Origin of the sequence: Sphingopyxis sp., assembly GCF_035686825.1 — a bacterium.
Classification (GTDB): domain Bacteria; phylum Pseudomonadota; class Alphaproteobacteria; order Sphingomonadales; family Sphingomonadaceae; genus Sphingopyxis.
This window is the reverse complement of the sequence record NZ_DASRYZ010000002.1, coordinates 620,052-640,676: the sequence shown is the minus strand read 5'-3', so window position 1 is coordinate 640,676 and position 20,625 is coordinate 620,052. Positions and strand designations below refer to the sequence as shown.

The window sequence follows — 20,625 nt, the reverse complement described above, 5'->3', positions numbered from 1 at the left end:
TGCCATAGGCGGGGGGTGAGCGTCCAGACTTCCGCTATCGTCGATGATTTCGCGGGCCGCCTGCTCGGCTGGTACGACCGGTCGGCGCGGGTGCTGCCGTGGCGGATCGCGCCGGGGAGCGACGAGGCCCCTGATCCCTACCGCATCTGGCTGGCCGAGGTGATGCTGCAGCAGACGACGGTGGCGGCGGTCGCGGGCTATTTCGCGCGCTTCACGGCGCGCTGGCCGACGGTCGCCGACCTCGCCGCGGCCGACGATGCCGACGTCATGGCGGCATGGGCGGGGCTCGGCTATTATGCCCGCGCGCGCAACCTGCTCGCCTGCGCGCGCGCCGTCGTCGCCGATCATGGCGGGATTTTTCCCGACAGTGAGGCGGGGCTGCGCGCGCTGCCCGGTGTCGGCGACTATACCGCCGCGGCGGTCGCGGCGATCGCCTTCGGCCGGCCGGCGGTGGTCGTCGATGCCAATATCGAGCGCGTGATCGCGCGCCACCGGCTGATCGAAACTCCGCTACCGATGGCGAAGCGCGAGATTCGCAACGCGCTGGCCCCGCTCGTTCCCGAAGACCGACCGGGCGATTTCGCGCAGGCATTGATGGACCTCGGCGCGACTATCTGCACGCCGCGCTCGCCCCTCTGTGCAATCTGCCCGGTGATGGCCGACTGCCGGGCGCGCGGCCGGCCCGATATCGAGCGCCTTCCCGTCAAGCCGCCGAAAAAGGCGAAGCCGCACCGGCACGGGATCGCCTGGTGGATCGAGCGCGACGGCGCGATCTGGCTGACGCGGCGGCCCGACAAGGGGATGCTCGGCGGAATGCGTGCGCTGCCGGGCGGGGACTGGTCGGACGATCCGCCGTCCGAGTCGGGAATCGTCCGCGTCGACCATGGCTTCACCCATTTCGACCTGACGCTGACCTTGGTGCGCCGCGAAGCGCCGCCCGAATCCCCCGCCGCCGCAGCGGAAGGCATATGGTGGCCGATCGCGGAGCTTGACGCCGCCGGACTGCCGACGCTCTATCGCAAGCTGACCGACAAGATGCTGGAGAGAGATGCATGAACATGATGGTTTCGCGCCGCGCACTGATGGGCGGAATGGCGCTGGCCGGCGCGGGGGCGCTGCTGCCGCGCGCCGCGCTCGCGTGGCGCGCCGACGGCGCCGCGCTCTATCCCGCGACCAGCGCGTTCATCAAGGGCTTCGTCGACCGCCGCGAACTCGCGGGCACGCTCGCCGCGATCGGCAAGGGACAGGAAGCGCCGGTGTTCATCGGCGCGGGGGTGCAGTCGAACGGCTTGCCGACGCCGGTCGGTCCCGACACGCTGTGGCGGCTCTATTCGATGACCAAGCCGATCACCGGGATCGCGGCGATGCTGCTGATCGAGGACGGCAAGATGACGCTCGACCAGCCGATCGCCGATTTCCTGCCCGCCTTCGCCAATATGAAGGTGCAGAACACCCCCGACGGATCGATCACCGACGTGCGCCCGGCGAAGGGCCCGATCACGGTGCGGCAATTGCTCACCCACACCGCGGGGCTCGGCTACAACATCATCCAGAAGGGGCCGATCAAGGCGGCCTATGACCGCGCGGGCATCGTCGGCGGGCAGGCGAGCCGCCTGCCGATCCCCGGCTTCGCCGAAGTGGCGCCGGCGCCGAGCCTGGCCGTGATGGCCGACCGGCTGGCGGAGCTGCCGCTCGTCTATGAACCGGGAACGAAATGGAGCTATTCGATCAGCCTCGACCTGATGGGGCGGCTGATCGAAGTGGTGTCGGGACAGGCGTTCGACGCTTTCCTGAAGGCGCGATTGTTCGATCCGCTCGGCATGACGAGCACCGGGTTCATGGTGAAGGCGGAGGACGTCGGGCGCTTCACGAGCAATTACGCGCCGTTCGGCGGCGCGCTCATTCCCTTCGACCCCGCGGCGAGCTCGATCTATCTCGATCCCCCACCCTATCCCTTCGGCGGCGGCGGGCTGGTATCGAGCGCGCGCGATTACGACCGTTTTCTCGCGATGCTGCTCGGCGAGGGCACGACAAGCGGCGTACGGATCATGAAACCCGAAACCGCGCGGCTCGCGATGTCGAACCTGATCGCCGACAGCGTCGACCGCAAGGGGACCTTCATCGACGGCGAGGGGTTCGGCGCCGGCGGGCGCGTGTCGCTGCCGACCTCGCCCGGCGGCGAAGGCATTTTCGGCTGGGCGGGCGCCGCGGGGACGATCGGTTTCGTCCACCGCGGGCTCGGCTATCGCGCCGCGGGCTATACGCAGATCATGCCGCCCGACGCCGTGTCGTTCCAGAGCAAGTTCGGCGAAACCCTGTTCAAGGACGTGATGAGCTGATGCCGCTGCCGCTCGGTTTCACCGGCGCGCGGCTCGACCGCGCCGACCAGCTTCGGACCGATGCCGAGGCCTTCGCCGCCGCGACGGCGGATCCGCGCGCAACCTGCCTGACGCTCGACGGGATCGATTTCGTTCCCGGGGCGAGCGGCGGACTATTGTGGGAGCCGCTCGACCCCGCCGACGAGCGCGCGCTGATGCTGCTCGGGATCGACGATGCGGGGGCGCCGCGCTTCGTGCGCGAAGCGGCGGGCGCGCGTGTCGATGCGCGGTCGCGCACGGTGATGCGGATGCTGCCGTTGCTGTCGGCCGAGGAGGCCGCGCTCTATGGCGGCGCGCGCAGCCTTGTCGACTGGCACGCGCGGCACCGTTTCTGCGCCGCCTGCGGATCGCCGACCGAGCTGTTCCGCGGCGGCTGGGGACGGCGCTGCGGCGGCTGCAACGCCGAACATTTCCCGCGCGTCGACCCGGTGGTGATCATGCTCGCCGAATTTGAGGGCCGCGTGCTCGTCGGACGGCAGGGCGGCTTTCCGCCGGGTTTCTTCTCGGCGCTCGCGGGCTTTGTCGAGCCCGGCGAATCGCTGGAGGAAGCGGTCGCGCGCGAATTGTTCGAGGAGGCCGGAATCCACGTCACCGACGTCGCTTATGTCGCGAGCCAGCCGTGGCCCTTTCCTTCGTCGCTGATGATCGGATGCCGCGCGGTCGCGACCGGTGCGGCGCTGACGCTCGACACGACCGAGATCGAGGCGGCGATGTGGGTCGACCGCACCGAGGTGCGCGCCGCGCTCGCAGGCGACATGGGCGCCCCCTTCATGGCGCCGCCGTCGCTGGCGATCGCGCGCTATCTGCTCGAGGATTGGGCGGCCTAGAGTCTGTCCTGAATGAAAAGGGCCCACCGGTCCGGCCGGTGAGCCCTTGGTCTTTTGGGAATGTGCGGGCCGGTGCGACTGTGCGCTTCGAAAGCGTCCGGCCCGGGCTGTCCTATGGCGCGAGGATCGCGACGGCGAGGTACAGCAGCAGAGGCAGGCCGAAGCCCAAGAGCGTCAGGGCGACAAAGCCGATGCGCGTCCACAAGACATCGATGCCGAACTGGTCCGCCATCCCGGCGCACACGCCGAAGATCATCCCGTTACGGCGATTCTTGCGAAAACCCTGGTTCATTTCTTTCCTTTCGATCCCGGCCTTGGGGCCGGCGTTTTGGGCGGCAGGGGGGCTGGTCAGGCGACCAGCCCACCGAAGTGCGCAGCGTTCGGGCCGACAGCGGCGAGGAACATCAGCGAGCAGTAGAGCGAGGCAACACCAGCGATCGCGTAGCTCTTGAACGATTCGACGTTGAAATGGGCCATGATATTTTCCTTCCTTGAACCTTCCATCCGGACCATCCGGTGGATGCCGGAAGTACTGCAGGGACCGTGCCAATTTCATTCATTGGCGGTTAAGCGCGGTTTTTTGGTTCCGGAAATTTTATTTCAGCGCGAAAAATACGCCAAGATGGTGAAAATTCCCGTTCGTCGGAAAAATTTCGATGCCGGTTCGGGGCGCGACGGGCTGGCTTCGCCCGATGCGCTGCGGTAGGCGCGATTCAGAATGACGCTGACCCGCCTTTCGCTGACCGATTTTCGCAATCATGCCGCCGCGGACATGGCGGCCGGGCCGGGACTCGTCGCGCTCTACGGCGACAATGGCGCGGGCAAGACCAATATATTGGAGGCGATCTCGCTGCTCGCGCCCGGACGCGGGCTGCGCCGCGCGCCGCTGGCGGACATGGTGCGCGACGGAGCGGGCGGCGGCTTCGCCGTCTTTGCCGAGGTTCAGGCGGGCGCCGACCTGCCCCCCGTCGCGCTGGGCACCGGAATGGAGCCCGCGCAGCCCGGGCGGCGGATCGTGCGCATCAACGGCGCCGCCGCCGCGGCGACGGCGCTCGGCGAATGGCTGGCGGTGCTGTGGCTGACCCCCGCGATGGACCGGCTGTTCGTCGAGACCGCGGGGAACCGGCGGCGCTTCCTCGACCGTCTCGTGCTCGCGCTCGACCCGCGCCATGCGCAGCACGGCAACCGCTATGAAGCGGCGCTGCGCGCGCGCGGCAAGCTGCTCGCCGACCCCGCCGGCGCCGACCCCCATTGGCTCGCCAGCCTCGAGGCGCAGCTCGCCGAGCATGGCGCGGCGATCGACGCCGCGCGGCAGGCGATGCTCGCGGGGCTGTCGGCCGAACTCGCGGGCCAGCCCGACGCGCCCTTCGCCCGCCCGCTGCTGACGCTCGTCGACAGCGACGGCAAGGCGCGCGCCGCGCCGTACGAGCCCGATGCGCTGAAGGCGCTGTTCGCGTCGCGCCGGCGGATCGACGCCGCGGCGGGCCGCGCGACCGCCGGGCCGCACCGCGACGACCTCGATGCCGTCCATGCCGCGACGGGCCGCGCGGCGGCGCGTTGCTCGACCGGCGAGCAAAAGGCGATGCTGCTCTCGCTCGTCCTCGCGCACAGCGACTGCGTCGCGCGCGCCAGAGAGCGGCGCCCGCTCCTGTTGCTCGACGAGGTCGCCGCGCATCTCGATCCGCTGCGCCGCGCCGCGCTCTATGATCGGCTCGCGGGGCAAGGCGGCCAGGCGTGGCTCACCGGGACCGAAGCGGCGCTGTTCGACGATATGCCGGGGCCGGTGACGCGCTTTCGCGTCGCGGGCGGGCGGATCGCGGCGGGTTAGAGGATTTCGCGCACCACATCCTGCGGACGGCACAGCCGCACGCCCTTGTCGGTTTCGACGATCGGGCGTTCGACATAGGCTGGGTTCGCGGCCATCGCGGCGATGATGGCGTCCTCGCCCGCATCCTTCAGCCCGCGCTCCTCGGCGTCGGTGCCGCGCAGGCGCAGCGCGTCGCGGGCGGCGAGGCCGGCGTCGGCGAAGAGCTGGCGCAGCTTGTCGGCGCTGTATGGATTTTTGAGATATTCGACGACGGTGAGCTCGATGCCCGGGGTCTCTTCGAGAATCGCCAGCGTCTTGCGCGAGGTGCCGCATGCGGGGTTGTGCCAGATGGTCGCTTTCATGGGGAATGGTCCTAACGCGGCCTCGCCGCGGCGTAAACGCGCTATTCATGGCATATATGGCACATCTTCCCGCATGAAGGGGAACCATCAGCTTGCCTTTCGCGGCCGACGCACGACTTATGCGAAGTCGAGGGACCGCCAAAGGGCGGCCAATGCGGGGTTGGGTTGCAAGTGAATGAATTGATCGATCGCAGGAGACTGCTCGCCGGGATCGCCGGCGCGGGGGCGCTCGCCGCCATTCCGACGCGCGCGCAGCTTCCGAACTGGATTCAGCAGCCGGTGGCGCCCTTGCCGCCGCCGGTCGACTATCTCGCCGTCGCGAAGAAGCAGCTCGCGATGCAGGCGCGCAATATCCCGCAGACCGACCGCGTCGGCGTCGTCGATTTCGGCCTGCCCTCGTCGCGCCCGCGCTTCGCTTTGGTCGACATGGTCGCGGGCAAGATCGAGATGTTCCCGGTGACGCACGGACGCGGATCCGATCCGCAGCACGACGGCTGGCTCAAAAGCTTCTCGAGCCGCGTCGGCAGCCTCGCGACTTCGCGCGGCGCCTATCGCACCAGCGACTATTATTGGGGCGCGAACGGATCGTCGATGCGCCTCGCGGGGCTGGAGCCCGACAATTATACCGCCGACCAGCGCGCGATCGTCGTGCACGGCGCCTGGTACGCCGACCCGGCGCTGATCGCCACGCAGGGCAAGCTCGGGCGCAGCGAAGGCTGCTTCGTCTTCGGCGAGGAACTGCTGCCGATGATCCTCTACAAGCTGGGGCCCGGCCGCCTGCTCTTCGCCGACCGGCTGAGCGCGCATCCGCCGACGCCGGCGCCCTTCCAGCTGCCGCCGGCCGACCCGCTGCCGGGAACCGAGAATTTGCGGCGCGCGAGCAGTTTCAGTGGGACGCTGCCGACGACGGCGGATTAAGCGGCGAAGTCCGCTTTATGGTAGTGAGCGGACGTCCCCCTTTCGTCATCCCGGGCTTGACCCGGGACCCGCCTTCCTCCTGCCCAACGTCGAAAGGACAAGGCAGGCCCCGGGTCAAGCCCGGGGTGACGAGGAATATGATGGTAGCTTCCGGCCGCTAGCGGACCCCGCTCAATAAATCCCGCTCGTCGAGGGCGTCGTTACGCGCGCGGCGGTCGGGATCGTCGGGACGACCGGCGGCGGCTCGGGCGCGATGATCGTCGCGGTGGGGCGGCCGGGCTTGGCGAAGCTCGCCACCACCGGCGCGTCGCGGCCGTAGATGTCGGCAAGCTTTTTCACGCCGCCCTTGCCGTCGGGAACCATCGTCCAATAGGCGACATAGACGGGAAAGGGCTGGTCGAAGCCGAAGCGCGTCGTCTTGCCGCTCGCGATCGCCTCGCCAAATTCCTCGGGGCTTCTCCCCGCGAACATCACCGCCATCAGGCCCGAGAAGTGCAGCGCGCGCTCGGTGCGGATGCAGCCGTGGCTGAACGCGCGCGCGGCGGCGTTGAACGCGCCCTTCGAGGGCGTGTCGTGGAGATAGATCGCATGCTCGTTGAGCATTTCCATCTTCATCACGCCGAGCGCATTGTTCGCCCCCGGCTGCTGCACCACCGACAGCGTCTTGCCTTTGCCCGTCCAGGTATAGCCCTGCGCGCGCGCCGAGGAGGGGTTCCGCGCGATCGTCGCGCCGATGCCTTCGTTGATGATGCTGCGCGGCAGCGTCCAGGTCGGGTTGACGATGATGCCCGTTGCCATCGGATTGAGCTGCGGCGTCGGGGTCGAATTCTTGCCGACGACGGCCTTGTGCGTCGCGATGGTCGTGCCGCCATGGACGACGCGGGTCAGATATTCGGGGACGTTGCTGACGACATAGCGTTCGCCGAGGTCGCGCGGCATCCAGCGCCAGCGTTCCATATTGACGCGGATCGCATTGGCCGCGGCGGGGGTCTTCGCCGTCTTGAGCGACGCCTTGAGTAGCGCGAAATCGGGGTGCACCGGGTCGAGGCTGGCGAGCGTTTCGGGCACCGTTCCGGCGCCGAGCGCCGCGGTGAGCAGCGACAGCAGGGGTTCGCTGTCGCCGTCGCTGTCGACCATGAACCATTGTTTGCGCGCGGCATTGGGGGTCCGCCCGTCGCGCAGATGCGTCGCGAGCAGCAGGAAGCTGTCGGTCGCGACCTTGTCGAGCGCCGCCTGATCGCCGCCGAGGATCGCGGCGGCGAGGCCGTCGGGGTTATAATCCTTCGCGAACAGGCCTTCGTCGCCGACCTTTTCGATGAAGCTCAAAAGCGCGGTGGCGTTTTCCTCGGTCCAGTTCGGCATGTCGATCCGCACCGCGACGACGGGCGCGTCGTCGCGCACCTTGTCGGGCTGGAGGATCACCGAATCCTCCTTCACCTCGGTTTGCGCGAAGGCGGGACCCGCGAGCAGGGTCAGCGGGAGAAGGAGAGACGCCGCGCGACGCGCAGAAAAGGAAGCATTTTTGGCCATGGTCAAAGCCCATAGCCAAAAAGCGCAGCCAGCGGAAGTGAGGCGGAGCACACTCCGTCGCAGATCAAAACTTTCTTCGCCGGGGTGCGTGTCGCCGTTAAGCGGCGCCTTCCTCATCCTGCCGCGCCAGCCATTCCTCGAGCCATTTGATCGTATAATCGCCGTGAATGACGTCCGGGTCGGCGAGCAGCGCCTGATGCAGCGGGATGTTCGTCTTGACCCCGCCGATCACCATTTCCTCGAGCGCGCGGCGCATCCGCATCATGCAGCTTTCGCGGCTGCGGCCGTAGACGATCAGCTTGCCGATCATGCTGTCGTAATAGGGCGGGATCGAATAGCCGGCGTAGAGCCCGCTATCGACGCGCACGTGCATGCCGCCCGCCGCGTGATAGCTCGTCACCTTGCCCGGCGAGGGCAGGAAGCTGCGCGGATCCTCGGCGTTGATGCGGCATTCCATCGAATGGCCGCGGAATTCGAGGTCTTCCTGTTTGACCGACAGCCCCGCGCCGCCGGCGATGCGGATCTGTTCGCGGACGAGGTCGAAGCCGGTGATCATCTCGGTCACCGGATGCTCGACCTGGATGCGCGTGTTCATCTCGATGAAGAAGAATTCGCCATTTTCCCACAGGAACTCGATCGTGCCGGCGCCGCGATAGCCCATCTTGGCCATCGCGTCGGCACAGATGCCGCCCATGCGCGCGCGTTCGTCGGCCGAGATGATCGGCGATGGCGCTTCCTCGAGCACCTTCTGGTGCCGCCGCTGGAGCGAGCAGTCGCGCTCGCCGAGGTGAATCGCGCCCCCCTTGCCGTCGCCGAAGACCTGGAATTCGATGTGGCGCGGGTTGCCGAGATATTTTTCCATATAGACGGTCGGGTCGCCGAAGGCGGCGGCCGCTTCGGACGAGGCCTGACCCATCAGGCTTTCGAGGCTGTCCTCGTCGGGAACGACCTTCATGCCGCGCCCGCCGCCGCCCGACGCGGCCTTGATCAGCACCGGATAGCCGATGTCCTTGGCAAGCTTCTTGGTCTCCTCGCCGAAGGTCACCGCGCCCGGCGAGCCGGGAACGACGGGAAGGCCCAGCTTGACCGCGGTGCGCTTCGCCTCGACCTTGTCGCCCATCGTGCGGATATGCTCGGGCTTCGGCCCGACGAAGACCATATTATGCGCTTCGATGATCTCGGCGAACCGCTCGTTTTCGGAAAGGAAGCCATAGCCGGGATGGATCGCGTCGGCGCCGGTGATCTCGGCCGCCGCGATGATCGCCGGGATATTGAGATAGCTGTCCTTTGCCGCGGGAGGTCCGATGCACACCGCCTCGTCGGCGAGGCGGACGTGCATCGCGTCGGTGTCGGCGGTCGAATGGACCGCGACCGTCTTGATGCCCATTTCGTGGCACGCGCGGTGGATGCGCAGCGCGATCTCGCCGCGGTTGGCGATCAGCAGTTTCTCGATAGCCATAGGATGGATCAGCCGATGGTGAACAGCGGCTGGTCGAACTCGACCGGCTGGCTGTTCTCGACATGCACGGCCTTGAGCGTGCCCGACGCGGTCGCGGTGATCGGGTTCATCACCTTCATCGCCTCGATGATCAGGATCGTGTCGCCGGGCTTCACCGCCGCGCCGACCGCCGCAAAATTGGGCGCGCCGGGTTCGGGCGCTAGATAGACGGTGCCGACCATCGGCGATTTCACCGCGTCGGCAAAGCTGTCGGCGGCGGGTGCGGCTGCTGCGGGCGCCGCAGCGGGGGCGGCCGGGGCCGCGGCGGCGGGTGCGGCCACCGGGGCCGGCGCGAAGGCCACGGGCGCGGCGGCGGTCAGCGTGCGCGCGACGCGCACCTTGCGGTCGCCGTCCTCGACCTCGATCTCCGAAAGCTGCGTGTCGTCGAGCAGCTCGGCGAGCGCGCGGACGAACGCCGGATCGATGTTGATGCCATTGTCTTTATGGTCACCCATGAGAATTTTCCTGTTGTTGCGGCGCGCCGAAGGACGAACCCTTCCAACGCCCGGACCCCTATTTTTGATGCGCCCTATTGTCAGAGACGCGCGGCGGCGTCCAGCGCCAGCGTATAGCTGTTCGCGCCGTGCCCCGCAAAATGCGCCGCCGCCGCCATGCCGACATAGCTGATATGGCGAAACTCTTCGCGCTCCATGGGGTCCGACAGATGGACCTCGATCACCGGCACCTTGATCGACTTGATCGCGTCGTGGATCGCGATCGAAGTATGCGTATAGCCCCCCGCGTTGAGCAGCACCGCCTTGGCGCCCGCCACATAGGCTTCGTGCAGCCAGTCGATCAGCACGCCCTCATGGTTCGTCTGCCGGCATTCGAGCTTGATCCCCAGCCCCTCCGCCTGCGCTTCGAGCCGCGCATGAATGTCGTTGAGCGTGTCATGGCCATAGATCTCGGGCTCGCGCGTGCCGAGCAGGTTGAGATTGGGGCCGGAGAGGACAAAGACGGTCGGAAGTTCAGCCAAGACACGGCCTTTCGGTTGCGGCGTTGCGGGCTCCCCCTATATGGGCTGCTCGGCAAAAGGCAAAGCGAGGCGAATTGACGTGATTTCGGTCATCCTCAACGGCGAACCCCGGCAGGTGCGCGAAGGCAGCATCGCCGATCTCGTCGCGTCACTCGGCCTCGACGTCAAGAAGGTCGCGGTCGAGCGCAATCGCGACATCGTGCCGCGCTCGACGCTCGCCGACGTGGCGCTTGCCGAGGGCGATGCGCTCGAAATCGTTCATTTCGTAGGAGGCGGTTGAGTTGTCAGCGGATCAGTGGAGCGTCGCCGGCCGGACATTTACGTCGCGGCTGATCGTCGGCACCGGAAAATACAAGGATTTCGAGCAGAACGCCGCCGCCCTCGAAGCGTCGGGGGCCGAAATCGTCACCGTCGCGGTGCGCCGCGTCAATGTGTCCGATCCCGCGGCGCCGATGCTCACCGACTATATCGATCCCAAGAAGGTCACGTACCTCCCCAACACCGCGGGCTGCTTCAACGCCGACGACGCGATCCGCACCTTGCGCCTCGCGCGCGAGGCGGGAGGCTGGGATCTCGTCAAGCTCGAGGTGCTCGGCGAGGCGAAGACGCTCTATCCCAACATGCGCGAGACGCTCGAGGCGACCGAGGTGCTTGCGAAAGAGGGCTTTCTGCCGATGGTCTATTGCGTCGACGATCCGATCGCCGCGAAGCAGCTCGAGGATGCCGGCGCGGTCGCGATCATGCCGCTTGGCGCGCCGATCGGGTCGGGGCTCGGCATCCAGAACCGGGTGACGATCCGCCTGATCGTCGAGGGCGCGTCGGTGCCCGTGCTGGTCGATGCCGGTGTCGGCACCGCGAGCGACGCCGCGGTGGCGATGGAACTCGGCTGCGATGGCGTCCTCATGAACACCGCGATCGCCGAGGCGAAGGACCCGATTCTGATGGCGCGCGCGATGAAGCGCGCGGTCGAGGCGGGGCGCGACGCCTATCTGGCGGGGCGCATGGGCGTTCGTCGTTACGCCGATCCGTCGAGCCCGCTGGCGGGGTTGATCTAGGACCCGCTTCGACAGGCTTGAGCCCTTCCCCCGTCGCTGGCATATCGGCGCACAGGCACCGGGTCGCACGGCGCCGATATAATGGAGGGGGAACTGCCATGGACAAGTTTTTCGGAAATCTGCACGCCGTGCTCGGCACGGGGCTCGTGCTCGCGATTATCCTGATGCTGTGCCTCAACGGCCAGAATTTCGAGGATGGCGTCGCCGCGGGCAACGCGATCATGCGCTGGCTGCACACCTTCTTCGGCGTGCTGTGGATCGGCCTGCTTTATTATTTCAACTTCGTCCAGATGCCGACGATGCCCAAGATTCCCGCCGAACTGAAAGCCGGCGTGTCGAAGCATATCGCGCCCGCCGCGCTCTTCTGGTTCCGCTGGGCGGCGCTGATCACCGTGCTGCTGGGGATCGCTGTCGCGGGGCACGCCAAATATCTCGCCCCCGCGCTCGGCCTGCAGGATCCCTATCGGCTGATCGGGGTCGGCATGTGGCTGGGCCTGATCATGGCCTTCAACGTCTGGTTCCTGATCTGGCCGAACCAGAAAAAGGCGCTGGGGATCGTCGAGGCCGACGACGCGGCCAAGGCGAAGGCGGCGCGGACCGCGATGATCTTTTCGCGGACCAACACCTTGCTGTCGATCCCGATGCTCTATGCGATGGTGAATTTCAGCTGATCTTGTTCCCCTCCCGCTTGCGGGAGGGGAAAACTATCCCTCGATCGCCGCCTTGTGCATGCGGCCGTTCATCACATAATGCGCGACGCCGAGCTGCATACCCGCCGCCTGGGCATCGCCGATCTCGCGCACGCGGCGCGCGGGCGATCCGGCCCAGAGTTCGCGGTCGGGGATTTCCTTATTCTCGGTGAGCAGCGCCCCCGCCGCGAGCATCGCGTCGCTGCCGATGCGGCAGCCGTTCATCACCGTCGCCTTCAGGCCGACGAACGCGCGGTCGGCGAGCGTGCAGCCGTGCACCATCGCGAGATGGCCGATCAGCACATCCTCGCCGATGATCGTCGGAAAGCCTTCGGGGTGATGCGGCATCGGGCCGTCGCAATGGACGACGCTGCCGTCCTGGATATTCGATCGCGCACCGACGACGATATGGCTGACATCGGCGCGCAGCACGCAATTATACCAGATGCTGACGTCGGGGCCGATGGTCACGTCGCCGATGATCCGGCAGCCGGGCGCGATGAAGGCGCTGGCGTCGATCTGCGGCGTCTTGCCATTGACGCTGATGATGCGGGCGTCCTGATATGTCATTCGTCACGGCCTCCGATGATATTCTTCCAGAAGAGAACCGGCAGCGTCGAGGCATAATCGTCGGTCCAGCGGGTGAAACCGTTGCGCGCCTCGAGCGGGACCCAGGCGCCGTCTTCCTGGCTATCCTTGCGCGGACGGATGCCGCCGGTCAATTGCCGCATCCGGTCCGGCGTCGCGGTCAGCGCGACCCAGTTCGATCCCGTCAGATCGCCATATTCGTCGCCCACCGGACCGGGATCCATGCGGATCGCCGCGGTCCAGCCGCGCGCCTTCGCCTCCGCCGCGAGCACGGGTTCGAGCCCGAAGAAGCGGTTCGAGATATGGATGAGCAGGATGCCGTCGGGTTTCAGCGCCCGCGCATAGATGCCGATCGCTTCTTTCGTCAGCAGATGGAGCGGGATCGCGTCCGACGAAAAGGCGTCGATGACGATGATGTCGAAATGGCCCGCGGGCTGCTCGGCGATCTGCAGCCGCGCGTCGCCGATGACGATCGGCGCGTCGGGTGCGCAGTCGGAAAGGAAGGTGAATTTGGCGGGATCGCGCGCGATGTCGACCATCACCGGATCGATCTCGAAGATCGTCCAGTCCTGCCCGGGCTTGCGGTAGCAGGCGAGCGTTCCCGCCCCCAGCCCGACGATGCCGACCGACGCGCCGGGCCCGGCGAGCGCCTCGGCCTTGTCCAGCGTCAGTCCGACGCCCGACTGGGGGCCATAATAAGTCGTCGGGTCGCGCCGGTGTTCGGCATCGGTGCGCTGGAGCCCGTGGAGCGTCGTGCCGTGCGCCAAGCGGCGCTGGTTCGTTTCGGGATAATCGGTGACGGTATAGACACCGAAATAGCTGCGCACGCGCGCCCCGGTGAAGCTTTCCTGGATCGTGTCCCAGCCGCCGACGCCGATCATCAGCAGCGCGAGCGCGGACACATAGGCCCAGCGCCAGCCGATGACGAGCATGCCGATGACGAAGATCGCGATGCCCCAGCCCGCCACCGTGCCGTCGAGCCGGCCGGTCCATTGATCCACCATGTGCCAGCTCGCAAAGGCAGCGATCACGACGAGCAGCACCGTCACGGCGCGCACCGTCTTCGCCTCGAGTCCCAGCCATTTGTCCCACGGGAAGAGCGCGGGCAGCGGGATCAGCATCGCGGCGGCGAGAATAAGCAGCGGATGTTCATAGACCCAGTCGAAGATCAGCGGCGCGAACAGCGCGGCGAAAAGCCCGCCGAGCACCCCGCCCGCCGACATGATCAGATAGAAAAGCGTCAGGTGTCGCGCGCCGGGGCGGAGATGATAGAGATAGCCGTGGAGCGCGACCGCGACGACGAAAAGCATCGCGAGGCTGGCGAGCGCGACCATCATCGACCCGCCCCCCGAGCTCAAGAGCCCGAGCCCGCCGACCGCGAGCAGCACGACCGGCGCGAGCAAGGTGATGATCGCCGTTGCCCGGGTGAACGTCGAAAAAGCGATGACGAAGCTCAAGAGATAGAAGCCGAGCGGCAGCACCCAGAGCAAGGGCATCGCGACGATGTCGGTGGTGAGGTGCGTCGTCGTCGACAGCATCAGCCCCGACGGGACCGCGGCGATCAGCAACCAGTGGAGCTGGCGGCGCCAGGTCGGCGCGGGTTCGTCGGCGCCATCGGCGTGCGCTTCGGCGCCGCCGTGCCAGCGCGCCGCCGCCGCGCCCGCGACGAGCAGGACGAGCAGCGCATAGCCCGCGGTCCAGCCCCAGCTTTGCGCGGCGAGCGGCATCGCCGGTTCGACCAGCGCCGGATAGCTAATCAGGCCCGCAAAGCTGCCGAGGTTCGACGCGGCGTAGAGATAATAGGGGTCGCCCGCGCGGGGATCGGCGGCGAACCAGCGCTGCATCAGCGGCGCTTGCGCCGAAACGACGAAGAAGACGGGGCCGATCGATGCGAGCAGGAGCAAGGGCACCCACAAAGCCTCTTGCCCCGGGCCGGGCGGCGCGATCTCGGCGATGCCGATCGGGAGCCAGAGCGCGGCGACGAGAAACACCCCGAGATGGATCATCGCCTGCCGCCGCACCGTAAAACGGCCGAGCCAGTGCGCATAGGCGTAACCGCCGAGCAGCAGCGCCTGATAGACGAGCATCGCGCTGTTCCACACCGCGGGCGCGCCGCCGAGCTTGGGCAGCACCATCCGCGCAACCATCGGCTGGACGAGGAAGAGGAGGAAGCTGCCGACGAGGATCGTCAGCACGAACAGCCAGCGGCGCGGCGATCGCGAAGCGGCCATGCTATCAGGCGCCGAGCAGCCGCGCCGCGTGGAGCGCGTGATAGCTGAGCACGCCCGACGCGCCGGCGCGGCGGAAGGCGAGCAGCGTTTCGAGGACGAGCGCGTCGCGGTCGCCCGCTCCAGCCGCCGCCGCGGCCTCGATCATCGCATATTCGCCCGACACCTGATAGGCGTAGACGGGCACCGCGAAATTGTCCTTCACCGCGCGTATGATGTCGAGATAGGGCAGCCCGGGCTTGACCATCACGCTGTCGGCGCCCTCGGCCAGATCCTGCGCGACCTCGCGCAGCGCTTCCTCGGCGTTCGCGGGGTCCATCTGATAGGTCTTCTTGTCGCCCTTGAGCAGCCCGCGCGAGCCGACCGCATCGCGGAACGGGCCATAGAAGGCCGAGGCATATTTGGCCGCGTAGCTCATGATCTGGACATGGCCGAAGCCTTCGGCCTCGAGCGCCTGCCGGATCGCACCGATGCGGCCGTCCATCATGTCGCTGGGCGCGATGATGTCGGCGCCCGCGCGCGCCTGGTTGAGCGCCTGCCCGACCAGCACTTCGACCGTCTCGTCGTTGAGGACATAGCCCGCATCGTCGATCAGCCCGTCCTGCCCGTGGCTGGTATAGGGATCGAGCGCGACGTCGGTGAGGATGCCGATATCGTCGCCGAGCGCCTGCTTGATCGCGGCGGTGGCGCGGCACATGAGGTTATCGGGATTGAGCGCCTCGCCGCCGTCCTCGCTGCGCCGTTCGGCCTGCGTATAGGGAAAGAGCGCGAGGCACGGGATGCCCGCGGCGACCGCTTCTTTCGCACGCTCGACGAGCAGATCGACCGACCAGCGCGACACGCCGGGCAGGCTCGCGACCGGTTCCTCGCTATCCGCGCCGTCGCAGACGAAGAGCGGCCAGATGAGGTTCGCGGGCGAAAGATGCGTTTCGCGCACCATCGCGCGGCTCCAGCCGGTGCGGCGGGTGCGGCGCAGGCGCAGGTCGGGGAAAGCGGCGTGGGTCATGCGGCGTGCATAGCCGCGCGCGGGCGCGGGGCAAATGGATATTGGCAACAGTAAGCCCCTCCTCTTCAGAGGAGGGGTTGGGGTGATGGACGCCGGTGCAGGAGCACCACCCCGCTGCGACTAGCGAACAAGTTCGCAAGTCTCGCTGCCCCTCCTCTGAAGAGGAGGGGTCACATAAGGTCAGATCCCGTCGCCGGCCCGCTTCGAGGCGACGTCGGCGAGGCTGCCAAGCTGCGGCCCCTCGACCTGCTTCGGTGCGATCGGGGTCAGCGCGGCGCCCGGGGCGACCGAGGTCAATTCGCGGATGCGCGCGCGGAAGGCGGCGAGCGCCTTGCCCTCGAGCAGCGCGCGGGTCACGAAGGTCACCGACGACGGGTTGACCGCGCGGCCGTTGCGATAAAGCTCGTAATGGAGATGCGGGCCGGTCGACAGGCCGGTCGAACCGATATAGCCGATCACCTGCCCGCGCTTGACGCGCTGGCCCGATCGTACGGCGATGCGGCTCATATGCCCGTAACCGGTGCCGAGGCCCTTGCCGTGGTTGAGCTTCACATAATTGCCGAAACCGCCGTGGCGCCCGGCGATCGTCACGACGCCGTCGGTCACCGCATAGATCGGCGCGCCATAGCCGCCGCCGAAATCCATGCCGCTGTGCATGCGCTTGTACCCGAGGATCGGGTGGCGCCGCATCCCGAAGTTCGAGGTGACGCGTCCACGCGTCGGGCGCGTCATGCCGCCGCGCTGTTCGCCGACGCCCGACGCCTCGAACCATTGGGAGCGGCCATCGGCGTTCCATTCGAGCATCGAGAGTTTGGGTTTTCCGCCGCGGATCAGCCCGGCGTAGAGCAGCTTGCCCGTCTCGCTCTCGCCCGTTTCGGCGCGGCGATAATCGACGATGATGTCGAACTCGTCGCTGCTGCGAATATCGCGGCTGACCGAAATCTGGCGGCCGATGACGCGCAGATAGGACTGGATCGCCTCCGGCGGCGCGCCCGCGGCGCGCGCCGAGCGATAGAGGCTGTCGCCGACCTTTCCGCGAATGCGCAGCGGGGTCGCGTCGACCGCGATCGGGATGCGCCGCATGACGAGCTGGCCGCCGATCCGTTCCATTTCGATGCGGAGATCGAAGCGCGCGCGCATCGCGAGCGCCTCGACCGGGCGCGGCATGGTGCGCGCGGGCCGGCGGCCGAGGATCAGGTCGATGCGCGTGCCCGGCGCGATGTCGGCGAGCGGAACCGCGCCCGACACGCGGGTCGCCAGCGCCTGCGCCTCGCTGCTGCCGACGCCCGAACGTTCGAGCAGGCGCGCGAAGCTGTCGCCGCGTCCCAGGGTGGCGGTGAGTTCGATCTGCGGCCGTTCGGGGGTCTGGGTGAGCGGACGGACGGCGTCGGTCGCCGCCATGTGGCGGCCGGTGTCGCCGCCGAAGGCCAGCGGCACGATCATCTGGCCGCGCGCTTCGTTGAAATCGGCGGCGTCGAGCGCGGGGGCGCCGACCGCGAGCGGCTGGACGCCCGGGAAGGTCGCGATCGCGGTGCCGCAAAGCAGGGTTAATGTCGCGAGGCCGCGCCACCATTCGGCCGAGCCGATATTGCTGCCGAGGTCGGGAACAAGGTCGAGCTGCGCCAGCCGGTCGCGCCAGCCGAGATGGGGTTCGGCGCCCGAATCGGCCCGCCGCAGCGGGATCGCTTGCGACATCGTGAGGGCGGCCGCGTTGCCCGACATCCCCGCAATGGGTTCGTGACGCTGAAACAAAGTGCAACCCCCGCTCGGCGGACCTCCCTATACCCGGCCGCCGAATGATGTTTTCGAGAGCTTGTCTGTAAAGAAAGACCGTTAAAGTCAATTTAATGGCGGATTTGCCGCGCTGCGTTGCGGCGAGGCGTGGCGGGGTCGGGATATTTTGCGGGACGCTGTGGGAAAAATCGGCCTCTGCCCTGCTATTCGACGATCGGCAGTTGCGCGCCGACCGCGCCCATGCCAGCGTGTTCTCCAAGAAAATGACCTCTTCCTCTTCCCAGCCGGTCAAGGCTGTCCTTGGCCCCACCAACACCGGCAAAACCCATTTGGCGGTCGAGCGCCTGACCGCCCATTCGAGCGGCATGATCGGCTTCCCGCTGCGCCTGCTCGCGCGCGAGGTCTATGACCGCGTCGTGGCGATCAAGGGCGCGGCGCAGGTCGGGTTGGTCACCGGCGAAGAGCGAATCCTGCCGCCCGAGGCGCGCTATCTGCTCGGCACGATGGAGGCGCTGCCGGTCACCCGCGACGTCGCCTTCGTCGGCATCGACGAGGCGCAGCTCGGCGCCGATCCCGAACGCGGCCATGTCTTCACCGACCGGCTGCTGCGCGCGCGGGGTCGCGAAGAAACGATGATCCTCGGGTCGGCGAGCATCAAGGGCCTCGTCCGCGGCCTCGTTCCCGAGGCCGAGATCATCACCCGCCCGCGCTTCTCGACGCTGAGCTATGCCGGATCGTCGAAGCTGTCGCGCCTGCCCAAACGCTCGGCGGTCGTCGCTTTCTCGGCTGAGGAGGTCTATGCGATCGCCGAAATGCTGCGCCGTTTTTCGGGCGGCGCCGCGGTGGTGATGGGCGCACTCAGCCCCAAGACGCGCAACGCGCAGGTCGCGATGTTCGAGGCGGGCGAGGTCGATTATCTGGTCGCCACCGACGCGATCGGCATGGGGCTGAACCTCGACGTCCAGCATGTCGCCTTCGCGAGCCTGCAGAAATTCGACGGTCGCCGCCTGCGCCGCCTGACGATCGCGGAAATGGCGCAGATCGCCGGGCGCGCCGGGCGCCACCAGCAGGATGGCAGCTTCGGCACCGTCGGCCTGCCGCAAGGCGGCTTCACGCCCGAGGAAATCCACGCGATCGAGGGCCACCATTTCCCGCCGCTCGCCAGCCTGTTCTGGCGCAATCCGACGCCGCGCTTCGGCTCGCTCGACCAGCTTCTGGCCGATCTCGCGCAGCCGCCGAGCCAGCCGATGCTGCGTGCCGCGCCCGAGGCGGTCGATATCGCGGTGCTCAAGCATCTGGCGGGCGACATGGAAGTGCGCGCGCGCGGCGGCGATTTCGATGCCGTCGAACGGCTTTGGGACGTGTGCGGCCTGCCCGATTTCGAGCAATTGGGCGCGGAGCATCACAGCCGCACCGTGTTCAAGCTGTGGCAGTGGCGCACGAGCGGCGACGGGATGATCGATCCCGACTGGTTCGCGCGGCGCCTCGCCCGGCTGGACGATGTCGAGGGCGACATCGACCAGCTCGCGAGCCGCATCGCCGCCGTCCGCACGCTCTGTTTCATCGCGCAGCGCGGCGACTGGATCGCCGGCGCGGCGGGCTGGACCGAGCAGGCGCAGGCGCTCGAATCGCGCCTGTCCGACGCGCTCCACGCGGCGCTCGCGCAGCGCTTCGTCGACCGGCGGCTCGCACTGCTGCTGCGCGACGCGGGGCAGCGCGGCACCGCGCTGCCGGTCGCGGTCGGCGCCGACGGCACCGTCGCGGTCGATGGCGAGGCGATCGGCACGCTCAAGGGTTTTCAGTTCAAGGTCGATCCGGTCGCCAAGGCGAGCGACCACCGGTTGCTGCTCGCGGCGGCCGAAAAACATCTGCGCGCCGAGCTCGCGCGCCGCGCGACCGCGCTCGCCGAGGGCGACGACGCCGCGCTCTCGCTGATCGCCGAGCCTGGCACCGAGCCGCGCCTCGCCTGGCACGGCAATGCGATCGCAACGCTCGCACGCGGGCCGACGCTCGTCCAGCCCGCGATCCAGATCGACGCGTCGCTCCGCCGCCTCGAGCCCGCGCAGGTGCAGGCGATCGCCGAGCGGCTCCAGCGCTTCGTCGCCGCGCAGCTCGCGCGCCACGCGGGGCCGCTCGCCGCGATGGGCGAGGCCGCAGGCGACCTCTTCACCCCGCCGCGCGTCCGCGCTTTGCTCGCTGCGCTCACCGACAATAGCGGGACGATCGCGCGCGCCGCGGTCGAGGAGCAGCTGAACGCGCTGACGCCCGACGAGCGCCCGCAGCTGCGCAAGCTGGGCTTCACCATCGGCTCGCTCGATATCTTCCATCCCTTGTTGCTCAAGCCCGAGGCGGTGCGCTGGCGCGCCGCGCTGACCGCCGCGCAGCAGGGCGCCTCCGTCCCCGCACTGCCGCCGCATGGCGCGGTGCTGCAAAAAACGGGCAGCCAGGCGGGGCTCGCCATCGCGGGCTTCCGCCGCTGCGCATCGGGCTGGCTGCGCATCGACATGGCCGAAAAGCTGGCACGGCAGGCCCATGCCGCGCGCATGCAGGCAGCCGCCCCGCCGACCTCGCCGGTCGCGGGCGGCGCCGAGCATCATGAGGATCAGGGCGAGGAGGAAGCGCACAGCGCCGCGCCGCCGGGCTTCGTGATCGACCCCGCGCTCGCGACATCGCTCGGGCTCGACGAGGAAACGCGCCGCGCGCTGCTCGGCAGCTTCGGCTTCCGCAGCGTCGGCGAAGCCGCGCTGCACCGCTGGCGCTGGTCGGGGCTGCGCAAGGCCGCCGACAAGCGCCCGCGCCGCAAACCGCATCCGCATCGCAAAAACGCCGCCGCGCCGCCGCGCGCCGCGAATGGCGACACGAGGCGCCCGCCCGCGCACCAGGCAAAGGGCAAGCGCGGCAAGCCCGACAAAATCCGTTCCGACGCACCGCGCCCGCCGCGTCCGGATCGACCGCCGCGCCGCGGTCCCTCGCCCAACAGCCCGTTCGCGGGCCTCGCCGCGCTGCTCGCGGACGCACGCAAGGACTGA

The 20,625-nt window shown here is 68.2% G+C and carries 21 protein-coding genes; 10 read left to right on the top strand and 11 right to left on the bottom strand.

The window, feature by feature from the left end; genetic code table 11:
• The first annotated feature begins 15 nt into the window (after positions 1-15).
• Genes VFG17_RS04305 through nudC form a run of 3 tightly spaced genes read left to right on the top strand, consistent with a single transcriptional unit; the run spans position 16 to position 3,205 of the window.
• A complete protein-coding gene (locus VFG17_RS04305) occupies positions 16-1,056 on the top strand; it encodes an A/G-specific adenine glycosylase (RefSeq protein ID WP_325028220.1) in 1,041 nt (346 codons plus the stop codon).
• The gene (locus VFG17_RS04300) at positions 1,053-2,339 is read left to right on the top strand and encodes a serine hydrolase domain-containing protein (protein ID WP_325028219.1); all 1,287 of its coding nucleotides are present in this window, start codon (positions 1,053-1,055) and stop codon (positions 2,337-2,339) included. Before VFG17_RS04305 ends, VFG17_RS04300 begins: the two co-directional genes overlap by 4 nt.
• Entirely contained in the window at positions 2,339-3,205 is an 867-nt protein-coding gene (gene nudC, locus VFG17_RS04295) for an NAD(+) diphosphatase (RefSeq protein ID WP_325028218.1), read from the top strand. Before VFG17_RS04300 ends, nudC begins: the two co-directional genes overlap by 1 nt.
• A 112-nt stretch (positions 3,206-3,317) precedes the next feature.
• Here nudC and VFG17_RS04290 read toward each other — a convergent pair whose 3' ends face one another.
• Together VFG17_RS04290 and VFG17_RS04285 are read right to left on the bottom strand one after the other, a co-directional pair.
• Entirely contained in the window at positions 3,318-3,497 is a 180-nt protein-coding gene (locus tag VFG17_RS04290; protein ID WP_325028217.1) for a PspC domain-containing protein, read from the bottom strand.
• A gap of 56 nt (positions 3,498-3,553) precedes the next feature.
• A complete protein-coding gene (locus tag VFG17_RS04285; protein WP_268746858.1) occupies positions 3,554-3,682 on the bottom strand; it encodes a hypothetical protein in 129 nt (42 codons plus the stop codon).
• On the opposite strand from VFG17_RS04285, the gene VFG17_RS04280 reads away from it, so the two are divergent.
• Complete coding sequence (locus VFG17_RS04280) at positions 3,681-3,911, top strand: hypothetical protein (RefSeq protein ID WP_325028216.1); 231 nt, start codon at positions 3,681-3,683, stop codon at positions 3,909-3,911. The genes VFG17_RS04285 and VFG17_RS04280 overlap by 2 nt on opposite strands.
• Positions 3,912-3,923: 12 nt before the next feature.
• Positions 3,924-5,033: a DNA replication/repair protein RecF gene (gene recF / locus VFG17_RS04275; protein WP_325028215.1), complete on the top strand. Its 1,110-nt coding sequence runs from the start codon at positions 3,924-3,926 to the stop codon at positions 5,031-5,033.
• Here the strand turns inward: recF and arsC are convergent.
• On the bottom strand, positions 5,030-5,374 hold the full coding sequence (gene arsC / locus VFG17_RS04270) for an arsenate reductase (glutaredoxin) (protein ID WP_325028214.1): 345 nt from the start codon (positions 5,372-5,374) through the stop codon (positions 5,030-5,032). The genes recF and arsC overlap by 4 nt on opposite strands.
• Before the next feature lie 171 nt (positions 5,375-5,545).
• On the opposite strand from arsC, the gene VFG17_RS04265 reads away from it, so the two are divergent.
• Positions 5,546-6,292, top strand: coding sequence for a murein L,D-transpeptidase catalytic domain-containing protein (locus VFG17_RS04265; protein ID WP_325028213.1), 747 nt, complete (start codon positions 5,546-5,548; stop codon positions 6,290-6,292).
• Between the two features lie 171 nt (positions 6,293-6,463).
• Here VFG17_RS04265 and VFG17_RS04260 read toward each other — a convergent pair whose 3' ends face one another.
• From VFG17_RS04260 to VFG17_RS04245, 4 genes are all read right to left on the bottom strand, one after another.
• A complete protein-coding gene (locus tag VFG17_RS04260; RefSeq protein WP_325028212.1) occupies positions 6,464-7,822 on the bottom strand; it encodes a L,D-transpeptidase family protein in 1,359 nt (452 codons plus the stop codon).
• A gap of 97 nt (positions 7,823-7,919) precedes the next feature.
• The gene (gene accC / locus VFG17_RS04255) at positions 7,920-9,281 is read right to left on the bottom strand and encodes an acetyl-CoA carboxylase biotin carboxylase subunit (RefSeq protein ID WP_325028211.1); all 1,362 of its coding nucleotides are present in this window, start codon (positions 9,279-9,281) and stop codon (positions 7,920-7,922) included.
• A gap of 8 nt (positions 9,282-9,289) precedes the next feature.
• The gene (gene accB / locus VFG17_RS04250; RefSeq protein ID WP_325028210.1) at positions 9,290-9,775 is read right to left on the bottom strand and encodes an acetyl-CoA carboxylase biotin carboxyl carrier protein; all 486 of its coding nucleotides are present in this window, start codon (positions 9,773-9,775) and stop codon (positions 9,290-9,292) included.
• A gap of 80 nt (positions 9,776-9,855) precedes the next feature.
• The gene (locus VFG17_RS04245) at positions 9,856-10,296 is read right to left on the bottom strand and encodes a type II 3-dehydroquinate dehydratase (protein WP_325028209.1); all 441 of its coding nucleotides are present in this window, start codon (positions 10,294-10,296) and stop codon (positions 9,856-9,858) included.
• A gap of 79 nt (positions 10,297-10,375) precedes the next feature.
• Between VFG17_RS04245 and thiS the strand changes: the two genes are divergently transcribed.
• The 3 genes from thiS (at position 10,376) to VFG17_RS04230 (ending at position 12,022) form a co-directional block, all read left to right on the top strand.
• Positions 10,376-10,576, top strand: a complete 201-nt coding sequence (gene thiS, locus VFG17_RS04240; protein WP_037554934.1) for a sulfur carrier protein ThiS — start codon at positions 10,376-10,378, stop codon at positions 10,574-10,576.
• A 1-nt stretch (position 10,577) separates the two neighbouring features.
• A complete protein-coding gene (locus tag VFG17_RS04235; protein ID WP_325028208.1) occupies positions 10,578-11,351 on the top strand; it encodes a bifunctional sulfur carrier protein/thiazole synthase protein in 774 nt (257 codons plus the stop codon).
• A 98-nt stretch (positions 11,352-11,449) separates the two neighbouring features.
• Positions 11,450-12,022 carry a urate hydroxylase PuuD gene (locus VFG17_RS04230; protein WP_325028207.1) on the top strand — a complete coding sequence of 191 codons (573 nt, stop codon included), beginning with the start codon at positions 11,450-11,452 and terminating at the stop codon, positions 12,020-12,022.
• Positions 12,023-12,055: 33 nt separating this feature from the next.
• Here VFG17_RS04230 and VFG17_RS04225 read toward each other — a convergent pair whose 3' ends face one another.
• The 4 genes from VFG17_RS04225 to VFG17_RS04210 all read right to left on the bottom strand — a co-directional run bounded on the left by VFG17_RS04225 (position 12,056) and on the right by VFG17_RS04210 (position 17,584).
• A complete protein-coding gene (locus tag VFG17_RS04225; RefSeq protein WP_325028206.1) occupies positions 12,056-12,610 on the bottom strand; it encodes a gamma carbonic anhydrase family protein in 555 nt (184 codons plus the stop codon).
• A complete protein-coding gene (locus tag VFG17_RS04220) occupies positions 12,607-14,859 on the bottom strand; it encodes a fused MFS/spermidine synthase (protein ID WP_325028205.1) in 2,253 nt (750 codons plus the stop codon). Before VFG17_RS04220 ends, VFG17_RS04225 begins: the two co-directional genes overlap by 4 nt.
• Positions 14,860-14,863: 4 nt before the next feature.
• Positions 14,864-15,862, bottom strand: a complete 999-nt coding sequence (hemB, locus tag VFG17_RS04215) for a porphobilinogen synthase (protein WP_325028302.1) — start codon at positions 15,860-15,862, stop codon at positions 14,864-14,866.
• Positions 15,863-16,042: 180 nt separating this feature from the next.
• On the bottom strand, positions 16,043-17,584 hold the full coding sequence (locus tag VFG17_RS04210) for a peptidoglycan DD-metalloendopeptidase family protein (protein ID WP_414712930.1): 1,542 nt from the start codon (positions 17,582-17,584) through the stop codon (positions 16,043-16,045).
• 275 nt (positions 17,585-17,859) lie between these two features.
• On the opposite strand from VFG17_RS04210, the gene VFG17_RS04205 reads away from it, so the two are divergent.
• Positions 17,860-20,625, top strand: coding sequence for a helicase-related protein (locus tag VFG17_RS04205; protein WP_325028203.1), 2,766 nt, complete (start codon positions 17,860-17,862; stop codon positions 20,623-20,625).